The following is a 13925-nucleotide window of genomic DNA, read 5'->3' on the forward strand; positions in this document are numbered from 1 at the left end:
CTCCAATGATGTCGGGCACGCCTGGCCCGTCTTTTCGCATTCGATGAACGACCGGGCGAGCGTCATTCGTAATTGATGAACCGCGACTCCGGCGGCGGCGGTGGCGGCAGCGGCGTATAGCCCGCCACACTGCTGCGGAACGCGGAAATCAGCCCGTTGTCGACGCTCGACAAGCCCTTGAACGTCAACTGCGCGAGAAAGCGCGTGCTCGACTGATGCTGCCCCGACGTATTCAGGCCGTTCGCGTAGCGCTGAATGCCCGCGCCGAGCGTCCAGCAGTCCGCGTCGTATTGCAGACCGACGAGGCCGTCGACGATCCGATGCCCGCCCAGATCGTAGTTGAACCGTCCAACCCCGAACACCCGATGCGTGAGCGGCCATTGCCCCGATACCAGCACCTGGTTGATAGGTTCGTTGTCCAGCGTGGTGTTCGCGCGCGTGTAACGATAGGCGACGTTGAGCACCTTGCCGGTCGCCGGACTGAAGCCAAAACCGACGCTCGTCTTGACCAGCTGGTTGTTGTCCGCATTATATTGGAACGCGGTTTCCGACGCGAAACCGGCCCCGAGCTTGACCGACGCGCCCACGATCAGGTCCGAATGCGTGGCTTGCGTGCTGGTCTGATTCGGCAGCAGCGTGACGCGTTGATCTTGGAAATAGTACTGCTGCGCGATCACGAAACGCGCGCGTTCGTCGCCCGTTGCCGGGTTGATAAAGCGCGTGGTGATGGCCGCGGTCAGACGGTTCGCATCCGCAATACGGTCGTTGCCGACGAACGTATTCGGCGTGAAGATCTCCGCGAGCCCGAAGTCGGATTCGGCGGTGTCGAAGAGCGGCGCCGACGCCTGATTGCGATACGGCGTGTACACGTAGTACAGGCGCGGTTCGAGCGTCTGGATGTAATCCTCGCCGAAGAGCCGCACCGAGCGGTCGAAGATGAGCCCGGTGTCGAAGCTCAGCGTCGGAATCGATTCGGTGAAATTCTTAGGCGTGCCGACCGGCACGTCGCCGCTGATGTTGCGCAGGTTATACGACGCGAAGTGCCACTGCACCTTCGGCGTGACGAAGTAGCCTGGCCCCACGACCGAGTACGAAATGTACGGGTTGAACAGCACCCGCTGGCCTTCCGTCATGTCCGCGGTCGTGATGCGGAAGTTCGTGTAGTCCGCTTCTGCACCGAAGTCGAAGCCGCCCACGTTGTACTTCGCGTACTTCACGTTCAACTGCGGCTCGCGTCCATACGGCGCGACCGACGGCGTGAGCGTCTGCCAGTGCTGCTCGCGCGCGAGCACCGACCACGGTCCGTTGTTATACGTCAACCCGGCTTCCTGTTGATACAGGAGCTGGGTGCCGTTCATGAACTGATTGACCGACGACGACAGGTCTTCCGGATACGTATTGTCCGAGACCTTGTTGTAGTAGATATAGCCGCCGAACCCGTTGCCGAAGTTCTGGTTGTGCTGGATGTACAGCGCGTAGCGGTTGGTCCGGGTCAGCCGGTCGTTCGGCAGGAACTCACCGGTGATCGACCCCGAATACGTGGGCGACAGATAGCGGAACGTGCTTTGCAACTGCACACCGCGCTTCGAGATCACGCGCGGCGTAACCGTCAGATCGCGATTCGGCGCGATGTTGAAGTAATACGGCACCGACAGTTCGAAGCCGTTCGTCGAACTGAGCGAGAACGTGGGCGGCAGGATACCGCTGCGCCGCTCACCCGACAGCGGAAACGACAGCCACGGCGAGGCGAAAACCGGCAGCCCCTGGAAGAACAGCACGCTGTTGTACGCCACGCCTTCGTCGGCGCCGGTGTCGAAATCGAACTCGCTGCCCTTGATGTACCACGCCGGATCGTCGGCGCAGGCGCAGGCCGTGTAGGTGCCCCTGGTGAACACCGAGCGCTCGTTATCCAGCAGGTCGACGCGCTCCGCGCTGCCCGAGCCGCCCGTCACGTTGAAGTGATACTTCGGCGCGGTCATGAAGCCTTCGCTCGAATCCACGCGCATGTGCGCTTCGGGTCCGGCGAACGTCGTACCGTTGTTGTTCATGTGGACCTGGCCGTATGCGTCGGCCATGTCCGTGTCCTGATCGTAATGAAGCGCGTCGGCCTTGATCACGACCGTACTGCGGCGCACTTCGGCCGAGCCCTTGACGGCCATGTCCTGATCGGTGGTGCCGTTGGTCGAATCGCCGAGAACGAACGTGGCCGGCTTCTGTCCCGGCTGCAGCACGTGATCTTCGAGTTGCGGGGCGAGTTGCATGCCCCACGGCGGATCGATCGGTTGCGGCTGCGCGGCCTCCCCGACCAGTTGGGCGTGAGCAAGCGCGGGCACGAGGCCCGGAACGGCGATCAACGCCGCGACGAGCCGCCTTTTGCGCGGCACCGCGGCACAAGAGGGAATCGTTTGGGAAAGCTGTCTAGGCGGCATGTATCGTTTGGCGAATCGGCCCGTCCGTCAGCTTCTGCAGTCACGATCCACCGCCTGCACACCACGACCGTGACAGTCGGCTGCACATCAATATTTACAATCTTCGAACGGTGAGGCGGGCGGTAAAGCGGAATACGCGAAAGCTGGCGTGAGTCGCGTCAAAAAAGTCGTGGGGTATTATATGGCAAGACGTTGTCCCTCTGAATTTGCCGCCGGTTTTCATGACGCTGCCCCCTTCCCAAGACTTCACACACTCCCCCGCCGAGCGCCGCCTCGAACTGCTCGAGGCCTGGCTGCAAGGCTATGCGGCGCGCTATGCGCTCGATATCAGCACGCTCGCGCCGGCTTCGTCCGACGCCAGTTTTCGCCGCTACTTCCGGCTTGCCGGTAAGGCGGCGGAAGGCGAAAGCGCCGGTACGCTGATCGCCGTCGATGCACCGCCGCCTGAAAAGTGCCGCGAATTCGTGCAGATCGCGCAATTGCTCGACGCCGCGGGCGTGCATGTGCCGCGCGTGCTGGAGGCCGACTTCGATGCGGGGTTCATGCTCGTCACCGACCTCGGCACCGCGTCGTACCTCGGCGCACTCACCGCCGCGCAAAACGACAGCGACCCGCGCCGCGCCCGCACGCTGATGCGAGACGCGCTCGACGCGCTGATCCGCTGGCAACTCACGTCGCGCGAAGACGTGCTGCCGCCGTTCGACGAGGCCTTCCTGCGCCGCGAGATGGAATTGATGCCCGAGTGGTTCATCGGCCGGCACCTTGGCCGCGAGGTCGACGACAACACGCGCGGCCTGCTCGATCGCACGTTCGCGCTGCTGATCGCGAGCGCGCGGGCGCAACCGCAAGTGTTCATGCTGCGCGATTTCATGCCGCGCAATCTGATGGTCTGCGCCGCGCCGAACGCGCCGCACGTGGCCACCCTAGCCAACGAAGCAAGCCGCGAGGCCAACCCGGGCGTGCTCGACTTCCAGGACGCGGTGTATGGCCCGATCAGCTACGACGTCGCATCGCTCCTGCGCGACGCGTTCCTCAGTTGGGACGAGGAGTTCGAGCTCGACTGCTTCGTGTACTACTGGGAGCGCGCGAAGAAAGCCGGCCTGCCCGTTGATCCCGATTTCGGCGAGTTCTATCGCCAGATCGAATGGATGGGATTGCAACGGCATATCAAGGTACTGGGTCTTTTCTGTCGCATCAATTACCGCGACGGCAAACCGCATTACATGAAGGATCTGCCGCGTTTCATCGGCTATGCACGCAAGGTCGCCGAACGTTATGCGCCGCTGCGGCCGTTCGCGAAGCTGCTCGACGATCTCGAAGGCCGCGCGAACGAAGTCGGCTACACGTTCTGACCCATCACAATGTCCTTGAAGAAAGCGATGATTTTCGCCGCGGGTCGCGGCGAGCGCATGCGTCCGTTGACCGACGCGTGCCCCAAGCCTTTGCTCGAAGTGGGCGGCAAACCGCTGATCGTCTGGCAGATCGAACGGCTCGCACGGGCGGGGTTTGAGACGATCGTGATCAATCACGCGTGGCTTGGTGAGCAGATCGAAGCGGCACTCGGCAACGGTTCGCGCTGGCAAGTACAGTTGCGCTATTCGCCCGAGCACGAAGCGCTCGAGACGGCGGGCGGCATCGTGCAAGCACTGCCGTTTATCGAAGATAACGGCGCGAGCGAGGTGTTCGTCGCGGTGAGCGGCGACGTGTACGCGGATTTCGATTACCGTGCTCTGAACGCGCGTGCGCAAGCATTGAAGGCGCTGACGGAGCCGGGCATGCATCTGGTGATGGTGCCGAACCCGCCGTTTCATCCGGGCGGAGACTTTGCGCTCAAGAGCGGCGTGTTGTCGCTCGACGCCGAGCCGCGCTTCACGTTCGGCAATATCGGGCTCTACGACACGCGCATGTTCCGCGATTTGCCGCTCGGCACACCGCGCGCGCTCACGCCGTATTACCGCGAGACGATTGCGCGCGGTCTCGCTACTGGCGAGCTATACGAAGGCTTGTGGGAAAACGTCGGAACGCCGGCGCAGCTTCAGGCGTTGGATCAGCGGTTGGCTGCCCGCTAAAGCGGGCTCGCCCGAGCCAAGGCGCCAGCACCGCACAAAGCTGCGCGGACGCAGCACGACTACCGCACGAGCATGAGACACGCCGCGGCGTGAGCAGCACACACCCCGGCGTAAGCGGCGAACAAGCCACGCTGACGGTTGCCACGCTACGAGCGCGGGCGCCTTGACTGCGCGGCCAGCCGTGTCAGCGCCCGCTATCGCCTGCCCCTACGGTCTCCGCCGGCTCCGGCGCTTCGGCCGCGCGCTGCTGCTGCAACGCCCACATCTGCGCGAAGAGGCCGTTCGCGCGCAGTAGTTCGGCATGCGTGCCGCGCTCGACAATGCGCCCCTTGTCCATCACGATGATCTGCTGCGCGTGCACCACCGTCGAAAGCCGGTGCGCGATGATGAGCGTCGTGCGTTCGCGCGCGATCTGATCGAGCTCATGCTGGATCGCGCGCTCGGAACGCGAATCGAGCGCCGAAGTGGCTTCGTCGAACAATAGAATCGGCGGATTCTTCAGGATGGTCCGCGCAATCGCGACACGCTGCTTCTCGCCGCCCGACAGCTTCAGCCCGCGCTCGCCGACGGGCGTCTCATATCCCTTCGGCAGTCCTTCGATGAACTCGTGGATATGCGCAGCGCGCGCCGCCGCGATGACTTCCTCGCGCGTCGCGGACGGCCGTCCATAAGCAATGTTGTAGTAGATCGAATCGTTGAACAGCACTGTGTCCTGCGGCACGATGCCAATCGACGCGCGCAGCGAAGCCTGCGTCACGTCGCGAATGTCCTGACCGTCGATGGTGATTGCACCACCCGTCGCGCGATCCAGATCGTAGAAGCGGAACATGAGCCGCGCGAGCGTCGACTTGCCCGAGCCGCTATGGCCGACCACCGCCGTGGTGGTGCCGGCCGGAATCGTAAAGCTCACGTCGTGCAGAATCTGGCGCGCGGGTTCGTATGAAAAGTTCACGCGCTCGAAGCGCACTTGCGCGCCGCTCACTTGCAACGCGAGCGCATCCGGCAGGTCGGGTACTTCCTGCGCGGCGCCGAGTAGCGTGAACATGCGGTCCATGTCGGTGAGGCTTTGCTTCAACTCGCGATACACCACGCCCAGAAAATTCAGCGGAATATAAAGCTGCAACATGAACGTGTTGATCAGCACGAGATCGCCGAGCGTGAGGCGTCCCGCCATGACGCCTTCGGTCGCGCGCCACAGAATGAACACGAGCCCCGTGCCGATGATCGCCTGCTGCCCGAAGTTCAGCGCAGACAGCGAACGCTGCGATTTGATGGCCGCCGTGCGATAGCGCTTCAGATTTTCGTCGTAGCGGCTTGCTTCCCACTCTTCATTGCCGAAGTACTTGACGGTCTCGTAGTTGAGCAGCGAATCGATTGCGCGCGAGTTCGCCTTCGAATCGAGCTCGTTCATCGTGCGGCGAAAATGCGTGCGCCACTCGGTCACTTTCACCGTGAACACGATGTAGACGGCGAGAGCCACGAACGTGACCACCGCGTAATACGCCTCGTATTTGACGACAAAAAATCCGAGCACGAGTCCGACTTCGACCAGCGTCGGCAGAATGCTGTACAGAGAATACGAAATGAGCTGCGTGATGCCGCGCGTGCCGCGTTCGATGTCGCGCGACATGCCGCCCGTTTGCCGGTCCAGATGAAAGCGCAACGACAAGTTATGCAGATGCCGGAACACTTTCAGCGCGAGCTGCCGCACCGCGCTTTCGGTGACTTTAGAGAACAGGATCTCGCGCAATTCGGAGAAGAGCGATGTGGAAAGCCGCACCACCGCATACGCGACCACCAGCAAGCCGACGCCGCCGAGCAGCACGATACCCGGCGAATCGTGCGCGCGGCCGAGCGCGGTCAGATGCTGCACCGACGCGAGGCTGTCGACGATCCTCTTCATCACGATCGGCACACCGAGATTGGCGATTTTTGCGCCGATCAGGCAACTCAGCGCAAAGGCCACGCGCCATTTGTAGGTCGCCAGATACGGCAGCAGCGACAGGATCGTCTGCCAGTCGTTGCGCGGCTGGGTAGAGATGGGCGAAGGTTCGGACGGAAGCGAGCGGCGCATGGATTCGGCTGGGGAGGATGTGGAAATGCCGGAGTTCGCAGCGGTACGCCAACTGCCGCGTGCACGTCGGCACGCTGCCTGGTCGCGCAACCTCGCTGGGCGCTTTCCCGTACAATTCCTGATCTTCGTATTGTCGCAGAAGCCGGCTGGCGCCGCTTTTCGTGGGCTATCCGGCCGTCGGTCGAAGGTTGGCCGCGTGGCCCTGCCGTTTCCCAAGGTCAAAGTCCGCGGCTAGCATGGAGCCGTTACCGCATAGTCCCCGCCCGCTGGTCGAGCCGACTGAGCCAATCAAACCAACACGCGTTTCCAGGGTAGCCCGATGACCGACATTCTCCAACTCCCGCAAAAACCTTGCGCACTGCGCGTCGTGCCGCAACCGTCGGACGCGAACGTTCACGGCGACGTGTTCGGCGGCTGGATCATGGCGCAAGTGGACATTGCCGGATCGATTCCGGCAAGCCGTCGCGCGAATGGCCGGGTCGCGACCATCGCGGTCAACTCGTTCGTGTTCAAGCAGCCCGTGTTCGTCGGCGATCTGCTGAGCTTTTACGCGGACATCGTCAAGACGGGCAATACGTCGGTCACCGTTTCCGTCGAGGTCTACGCGCAACGTATGAGCCTCGCGGAAGATCTCGTGAAAGTGACCGAGGCCACGCTGACCTACGTCGCCACCGATAGCGACCGCCGTCCGCGCGCGCTGCCGGCGCTCGAGTGAGCGGGACCCAGCCCATCACCGCTAATGCCCCAGTGCGCCATCGGCGCGCAGATACGCGTCCACCTGTCCTTCGATCCACTGTGCGAAATGCGCCTGCTGCGCAGTGGGCGTTTCGCGTTGCTGCCACACGAGCCAGTATGGATAGCGATAAGGCACACGGATCGACGTGATCTGCATCAGTTCGCCGCGGGCGAGCGCATGCGACACGAGGCTGCGTCGCTCCAGCGCGACGCCTTGGCCCATCAACACCGCGCTGATCACCACGTTGGAATCGTTCGCGGATAACACCACGCGCGCGGCAGCCGGCTGCGCGACTTTCGCTGCTTCGCACCAGTCACCCCACGGTGCGTCGGGGCTCGAGATCAGCGGGCACGCGACTACATCGTCGGCCGTGACGGGGAAGCGGCCAGTCGGCGCGGGCGCAAAATGCGGCGCGGCGACCACGATCATTTCATCGTCGAAGAGTTTTTGCTGTGCGACGTCGGGCCAATGGCCCTGCCCCATGCGGATGCCGATATCGCTCGCGCCGTGGCGCAAGTCTTCGAGTTGCAAACTGGTGACGAGACGAACGCGATAGTACGGATGCGCTTCGCGAAAGCTGGGCAGACGCGGCACGAGCCAGTGCTGGGCGAACGACGGCAACGTGACGATCACCAGTTCGCTGTCATGCGGACGAGCCTGCGCGCGGCGCGTGGCCTGTGTGATGTCGCGCAGCGCCGCGCGTATGTCGAGTGCGTAGAGACGGCCCTCTTCGGTCGGCCGCAGCCCGCGCGCCTCGCGCACGAAAAGCGCGACGCCCATCGCATCTTCGAGCACCTTGATCTGTTGGCTCACCGCCGAATGCGTGACATGCAGCTCGCGCGCGGCCTGCGTGACGCCGCCGAGCCGGGCGACGGCCTCGAAGCAGCGCAAGGCGGTCAAAGGCGGTATCGGTTTCATGTAAGAGATTCTGACGTAAATCGTCGATTAATTTCGCTTTTTCTGTCGCACGAAGATGCTTAATCTAATGCTGTGCGGGCGCCATGCTGCGCCAGCGGCTAGATGTGCAGGCCGCGCCGAGCGCCGGCGCATCATGATAGAACGTCTAACGGAAACGACATGAAACTGATCGGAATGCTCGACTCGCCATACGTGCGCCGGGTGGCTATTTGCATGAAGATGCTGAAGCTCGACTTCGAACATGCGCCCATCTCCGTGTTCAGTACTTACGACCAGTTCGCGGTCATCAACCCGGTCGTCAAGGCGCCGACGCTCGTCGCCGACAATGGCAAGACGGTGATGGACTCGACGGTGATCCTTCAGTACCTCGCGTCGCTCGCCAGTTCCGGGCAGCGGCTCTTTCCCTCGCACGGCGACGACTGCCTGCGCGCCGCCCGCCTCACCGGGCTCGCGCTCGCCGCGTGCGACAAGACGGTGCAGATCGTCTACGAACGCAATCTGCGGCCCGTCGAAAAGCAGCATGAACCGTGGATGGAGCGCGTGCGCGGGCAATTGCTCGCCGCGTATGCCGAACTCGAACAGGAAGCCGCGGCGGCTCCGTTGCCGAACGAACTTGAGCGCTTCGGGGCGGCCGAAGTGACGCTCGCGGTCACCTGGAACTTCACGCAGATGATGCTGCCGCAGCTCGTGAGCGCGGGCGCGCATCCGCATTTGCAGGCTTTTTCGGCGGCGGCGGAACAGTTGCCGGTTTTCGTGAGCACGCCGGCAGTGTGAGATTGGCGGTATTGCAACCGAACCAGCGGCGCGCGAATCACCGCGCGTCTGTCCAGCCTTCAAACCATCGCGGATTCGCGCACTGCGCCGCCTTGCATCAACTCGCAAATCGCATCGGTCGACAACGGCTTCGCGAAGTAGAAGCCTTGCATCTCGTCGCAAGCGCGCTCCTTCAGGAAGTCGAGTTGCGCCGACGTTTCCACGCCTTCGGCAATCACCTGCAACTTAAGCGAATGGGCGAGCGCGATGATGGCCGAGGTAATGGTCTCGTCGTCGCCCGATATGCCGATATCGGACACGAACGAGCGGTCGATCTTCAGCCGGTCCACGGGAAAGCGCTTCAGGTAGCTGAGGCTCGAATAGCCGGTGCCGAAATCGTCGATGGCGAGGCCAATGCCGAGCGCGCTCAGTTCGTTGAGCATCGACACCGCTTCTTCGGCGTTGCGCATGATCGCGCTTTCGGTCAGTTCGAGTTCGAGGTATCGCGGCTCGAGGCCGGTCTCGTCGAGCACCTGCATGACGAGCTTCGCAATATCGCGCTGCTGGAATACGCGCGCCGATAGATTCACCGACACCCGCGCCGGCGGCAAGCCGAGGTCTTGCCACGCCTTGTTCTGGCGGCACGCTTCGCGCAGCACCCACTCCGAGAGCGGCCCGATCAGGCCGCTTTCCTCTGCGACCGGAATGAACGACGACGGCGGCACGAGCCCCACTTCCGGATCGCGCCAACGCACGAGCGCCTCGGTGCCGACAATCTGTCCGCTGACGATATCGACCTGCGGCTGATAGTGCAGCAGGAATTCGTTGTCGCGCAGCGCGCGACGCAAGCGTCGTTCGAGATTCAGTCGCGCGCCCGCGCTGGCGTTCATCTCCGGCTGATAGAACTGGAACGTGTTGCGGCCCATGTCCTTCGCGCGATACATCGCGAGGTCGGCCTTTTTCATCAGCGTTTCAGCGTCGTCGCCGTCTTGCGGAAAGAGACTCGCGCCCATGCTGCAACCCACGTACAACTCCGTGCCGTCGAGCCAGACAGGCTCCGAAATCGACGCGCGCACACGCTCCATCCACGCGATCAGCGATTGTTCATCGACGGTGTCCGTCATCACGATCACGAACTCGTCGCCGCCGTGGCGCGCGACGGTGTCGCTCGTGCGAGTGCAGCGCGCGAGCCGCTCGGCCACGACGCCGAGCAGCCGGTCGCCGACGCTGTGGCCCAGGCTGTCGTTGACGTTCTTGAAACCGTCGAGATCCATGAACACGACCGCGACGCCCTTATGCTGCCGCTGTGCGACGATCAGCGCATGCTGCAAACGGTCGCGCAGCAGGTTGCGGTTGGGCAGGCGCGTGAGGCTGTCGTAGTTGGCCTGATATTCGAGCTGTTCCTGATAGCGCATCAGGTCGGTCACGTCGTTGATCACGCCGATGTGATGCGTAATCACGCCTTCTGCGTTCGGCACCGGCGCAATGAACAACTGATTCCAGAACAGCGCGCCGTCCTTCCGATAGTTGCGCACCACTGCGCTGACTTCGCGATTCGCGGCGAGCGCCTTGCGGATCGACGCCACGCCTTCCTGCTCGCGGTCGTCGCGTTGCAGAACGCGGCAATCGTGGCCGATCACCTCGGCGGGATCGTAGCCCGTGATACGCATGAACGCGGGATTCACGTATTCGATCAGATTGCCCGCCGGCGACGGCGCCGTGATCAGAATCGCGTTGACGCTCGCGTCGAGCGCGCGGCTTTGCAGACGCAACGCGAGATCGGCGCGCTTGCGCTCGGTGATGTCCGTGTACGAGCCGAGCACGCCGATCACGCGGCCTTCGCCGTCGGTGAACGGCAGCTTGCTCGTCACGGTCGTGCGATGCACGCCGTCGATCACCATGTCGACCTCGAAGTTCATCTTCGGCACGCCGGTGTCGATCACTTCTTTATCGTGCGCGTTCAGCAACTCGGCGAACGCGCGCCAAGGCATGTCCGCGTCGCTCTTGCCCACCACCTGTTCGGGATACGAGAGTCCGCCGTCGCGCGCGAACGCCATGTTGCAGCCCAGATAGCGCGACTCCAGATCCTTCCAGAAAATGCGCTGCGGGATGTTGTCGATCACCGCTTCGAGCATCTGGTTCGAACGCTGCGCCTCGGCTTCGGCATTGATCTGTTCGGTGACGTCGTCGGCGAGAACAAAAAACGCGGCGCGGCCCATGAAGTTCAGCGCGTGATACGAAATATCCGCGCTGATCGCCGAGCCGTCCTTGCGGCGGTGATGCCAGATGCCTGCCATCGTGCGGCCGTGCTGCACGCTGTCGGCGCGCTGCAAGTGCGACTCGAGCCGCGCGACCTCCGCATTCGGCCGGATCGCGCGCAGGGTCATGTCGAGAAACTCGGCTTCAGAATAACCGTACTGCTGGATCGCGGCGGAATTGACGGCAAGAAAGCGCAGCGTCTCGCGATCGAAGATGTACATCGGCACCGGATGATCGTCGAACAGGCTGCGAAAGCGCTCGTCGTTGCGGCCGAGTGCGCGCACGCTGCGCAGCATTTTGCGGGCGCTGCTTTCGCGTGCACCGAAAGTGAAGATAAGGAGCGCACCGCCCGCGAACATGGTCACGACCAACATGAACATGGCGCGCTTCGCCCGTTTCGACGAAGCCGCGAGCGACGCTTCGAACGCGCGGTTCTCGGTGTCGCGCAGCGCGGCAAGACCCGCTTCGACGCGTTGCAGCCCGAACTCCACATGCATATACGACGACGCCCAGGCGCGTGACGCCGCCGGCTCGGCGGCATCGCGTGTCAGCAGCGCATCGTCGATGTCGCGTTGCAGCGCGTGGCTGTCCGCGCCAACCTGCGCCAACGCGGCGAGCATGGCGGGCTCGTCGGCAAGCTCGTCGCGCAATTCGCGCTGGACACGGGCGAGCGTCGCGCTCATCGTCGCTGCCGCCTGAACGGGCGCCTGTCCGGCCGACGCCTCGAAACGAGCGAGCGCGGCGAGGCCGCCGTCGAGCGCTGTCTGGTAGGCGTCGAGACCCTGTCGAACGCGCGTCGAATGCAACATGCGAGCGTCGGCGTCGCGCTGGCCGCCGATCTGCAGGTACGCGACGAACACGTTTGCGCCGAGCGCGACGGCCACGACCGCTATGTTGATCAGCAGCCGCTTCGAGATGAAAGGAGTCATGGGTTCCGAACGTCGATCGTTCTTCAGGCGGGAGCGCGAGGCCGCTTTCGATGCGTCCGGCCACATCGATGCAAGTCTTTTACGCGCCAACCCATGAATAACGGCAGTGTTCGGAATAGGTTGAGGGTGGGGAGGGAAAAATTTTTGTGCGGTGAGGTGGGTCTTGGTAGCGGGGCTTTGGTGGGCGCAGGGGGGGGCGGGTGCGTCCGGGTAGGTGCGCCTGCGTGGTCTTACGTAGCCGGTCGCTCCTGAGCGGTCTTATCTAGCCGGCCGCGCCTAGCCGGCCGCGCCTAGCCGGCCGCGCCAAATTCCTTCATCGCTGGGATGAAGTCGTGGTTGATCTCCTGCTTGCGCGACAGCTTGGCGAGCACGTAGCGCTTGAACGGATCGAGCTCCGCCCACCGTGCGGCGCTTGGCGCCACGAGCCCGGCCAGTTTCGCCTGACGCGCAACGCTGTCGGGCACGCTGTCCGTGTTGCACCACGCAGGCGCTTCATCCGGCGTGAACCACTCCGGCTCGACGTTCGCGTGAGTGCGTAGCATCTCGAACAGCGCGTGATCGAAGTTCGGCTCGATCTCCGAGTCGTCGTCGACGGGGAAACGTGCGAGGAGCTTGCGGTCTTCGAGCGGCAGCATTTGCCACTGCGCGAGCGAAATGCGCAGCCCGAAACGATCGAGATTGAAGCGGACCGACATCGGGATATACGTGAAATTCTCCGACGACTCAACCTCGAAGTTGAACAGCAGCGGTGCTTCGTTCAGTCCCATGGCAGTGTTCCTCTTTGTTGACGGGCAACGCACAAGCCCGGCTTGAGGTATTTTAGAACCTTATTCGTGCACCAGCCGTGCGGTAGATTACGGTGCGCGCGCAGCATAAACGGAGTGAATCAGCTTGAACGAACTCGAAACAGCCGGGCAGCCGGGCGCCGTGGAGCGTCAGGTGCATCGCCATCGCGGTGCAGCGGTGGAAACGGTCACCGACCACGTCGGCCAGGAATGGCCGGTCGCGCTTGTCTTCAACGGCATTTCGCATGCGGTGATGATGTGCACGCCGCGCGATCTGGAAGCGTTCGCGGTCGGCTTCGCCATCTCCGAAGGGATCGTCGAGCGAGGCAGCGACATTCAGGACATCGAGGTGGAGCTGCATGACGACGGCGAATTGCCGCACGCCGAGGTGCAATTGCAGGTCGTGCAACAGGCGTTCGTCGCGCTGAAGGACAAGCGCCGCGCGTTGGCCGGCCGCACCGGCTGCGGCGTGTGCGGCATCGAAAGCATCGATTTGCTTGATCTGAAACCGGAACGCGTGCCGGATACCGGCTTTCTGCAACGGCTCGCNCCCGACGCGATCGCGCGCGCTGCCCGCGAATTGCCGGAGCACCAGGCGCTGACGCGGCTCACCGGCGGCCTGCACGCCGCCGCATGGTGCGACGCGGCGGGCGCGATTCGCTACGCGTTCGAGGACGTCGGCCGCCACAATGCGCTCGACAAACTGATCGGCCAACTCGTGCTCGATCGAGTGGATACCCAAGAGGGCTTCGTGTTCCTGTCGAGCCGCGCGAGTTACGAGCTGGTACGCAAGGCGGCGCGCGTCGACGTGCCGATGGTCGCGACGATTTCCGCGCCGTCGACGCTCGCCATTGCGATTGCCCGCAAGGCGGGCGTGCGGCTCGTCAGCTTCTGCCGCGAAACCAGCTACGTCGATTACGACACGGCGCAGCCGGCACGGCCCTGAGCGAACTCTGGTTGAAATGCGCCGCCG

General features: G+C 63.4%; 10 protein-coding genes. 5 read left to right on the forward strand and 5 right to left on the reverse strand.

Translation table 11 applies throughout. The features are described 5' to 3' along the window. Positions 1 to 62 precede the first annotated feature (62 nt). Positions 63 to 2429 carry an LPS-assembly protein LptD gene (locus F759_RS0108445; RefSeq protein WP_027799464.1) on the reverse strand — a complete coding sequence of 789 codons (2367 nt, stop codon included), beginning with the start codon at positions 2427 to 2429 and terminating at the stop codon, positions 63 to 65. Positions 2430 to 2650: 221 nt separating this feature from the next. Here F759_RS0108445 and F759_RS0108450 point away from each other — a divergent pair, with 221 nt between their 5' ends. Beyond that, on the forward strand, positions 2651 to 3781 hold the full coding sequence (locus F759_RS0108450) for an aminoglycoside phosphotransferase family protein (RefSeq protein WP_027799465.1): 1131 nt from the start codon (positions 2651 to 2653) through the stop codon (positions 3779 to 3781). A 9-nt stretch (positions 3782 to 3790) separates the two neighbouring features. Continuing rightward, positions 3791 to 4498, forward strand: a complete 708-nt coding sequence (gene murU, locus F759_RS0108455; RefSeq protein WP_407668525.1) for an N-acetylmuramate alpha-1-phosphate uridylyltransferase MurU — start codon at positions 3791 to 3793, stop codon at positions 4496 to 4498. A gap of 184 nt (positions 4499 to 4682) precedes the next feature. Here the strand turns inward: murU and F759_RS0108460 are convergent, their stop codons facing one another. Next, on the reverse strand, positions 4683 to 6572 hold the full coding sequence (locus F759_RS0108460) for an ABCB family ABC transporter ATP-binding protein/permease (RefSeq protein ID WP_027799467.1): 1890 nt from the start codon (positions 6570 to 6572) through the stop codon (positions 4683 to 4685). Between the two features lie 319 nt (positions 6573 to 6891). On the opposite strand from F759_RS0108460, the gene F759_RS0108470 reads away from it, so the two are divergent. Beyond that, positions 6892 to 7287, forward strand: a complete 396-nt coding sequence (locus tag F759_RS0108470) for an acyl-CoA thioesterase (protein WP_027799469.1) — start codon at positions 6892 to 6894, stop codon at positions 7285 to 7287. Positions 7288 to 7308: 21 nt separating this feature from the next. On the opposite strand, the gene F759_RS0108475 is transcribed toward F759_RS0108470, so the two are convergent. Further along, positions 7309 to 8226, reverse strand: coding sequence for a LysR substrate-binding domain-containing protein (locus F759_RS0108475; protein WP_027799470.1), 918 nt, complete (start codon positions 8224 to 8226; stop codon positions 7309 to 7311). A 159-nt stretch (positions 8227 to 8385) separates the two neighbouring features. Between F759_RS0108475 and F759_RS0108480 the strand changes: the two genes are divergently transcribed. Further along, entirely contained in the window at positions 8386 to 9000 is a 615-nt protein-coding gene (locus F759_RS0108480; RefSeq protein ID WP_027799471.1) for a glutathione S-transferase, read from the forward strand. 59 nt (positions 9001 to 9059) lie between these two features. Here F759_RS0108480 and F759_RS0108485 read toward each other — a convergent pair whose 3' ends face one another. Further along, positions 9060 to 12167 carry an EAL domain-containing protein gene (locus F759_RS0108485; protein WP_027799472.1) on the reverse strand — a complete coding sequence of 1036 codons (3108 nt, stop codon included), beginning with the start codon at positions 12165 to 12167 and terminating at the stop codon, positions 9060 to 9062. A gap of 290 nt (positions 12168 to 12457) precedes the next feature. Beyond that, a complete protein-coding gene (locus F759_RS0108490) occupies positions 12458 to 12934 on the reverse strand; it encodes a nitrate reductase associated protein (protein ID WP_027799473.1) in 477 nt (158 codons plus the stop codon). A 124-nt stretch (positions 12935 to 13058) separates the two neighbouring features. Between F759_RS0108490 and fdhD the strand changes: the two genes are divergently transcribed. Next, entirely contained in the window at positions 13059 to 13898 is an 840-nt protein-coding gene (fdhD, locus tag F759_RS0108495) for a formate dehydrogenase accessory sulfurtransferase FdhD (RefSeq protein ID WP_027799474.1), read from the forward strand. Positions 13899 to 13925: the final 27 nt, after the last annotated feature.

This window comes from Paraburkholderia dilworthii (assembly GCF_000472525.1).
In the GTDB taxonomy this organism is placed as follows: Bacteria; Pseudomonadota; Gammaproteobacteria; order Burkholderiales; family Burkholderiaceae; genus Paraburkholderia; species Paraburkholderia dilworthii.

Coding starts and splice junctions, on each gene's coding strand:
- F759_RS0108460 (WP_027799467.1), bottom strand. CDS start 6,572: ATGCGCCGCTCGCTTCCGTCCGAACCTTCGCCCATCTCTACCCAGCCG.
- F759_RS0108445 (WP_027799464.1), bottom strand. CDS start 2,429: ATGCCGCCTAGACAGCTTTCCCAAACGATTCCCTCTTGTGCCGCGGTG.
- F759_RS0108475 (WP_027799470.1), bottom strand. CDS start 8,226: ATGAAACCGATACCGCCTTTGACCGCCTTGCGCTGCTTCGAGGCCGTC.
- F759_RS0108450 (WP_027799465.1), top strand. CDS start 2,651: ATGACGCTGCCCCCTTCCCAAGACTTCACACACTCCCCCGCCGAGCGC.
- F759_RS0108490 (WP_027799473.1), bottom strand. CDS start 12,934: ATGGGACTGAACGAAGCACCGCTGCTGTTCAACTTCGAGGTTGAGTCG.
- F759_RS0108480 (WP_027799471.1), top strand. CDS start 8,386: ATGAAACTGATCGGAATGCTCGACTCGCCATACGTGCGCCGGGTGGCT.
- F759_RS0108485 (WP_027799472.1), bottom strand. CDS start 12,167: ATGACTCCTTTCATCTCGAAGCGGCTGCTGATCAACATAGCGGTCGTG.
- F759_RS0108470 (WP_027799469.1), top strand. CDS start 6,892: ATGACCGACATTCTCCAACTCCCGCAAAAACCTTGCGCACTGCGCGTC.
- murU (WP_407668525.1), top strand. CDS start 3,791: ATGTCCTTGAAGAAAGCGATGATTTTCGCCGCGGGTCGCGGCGAGCGC.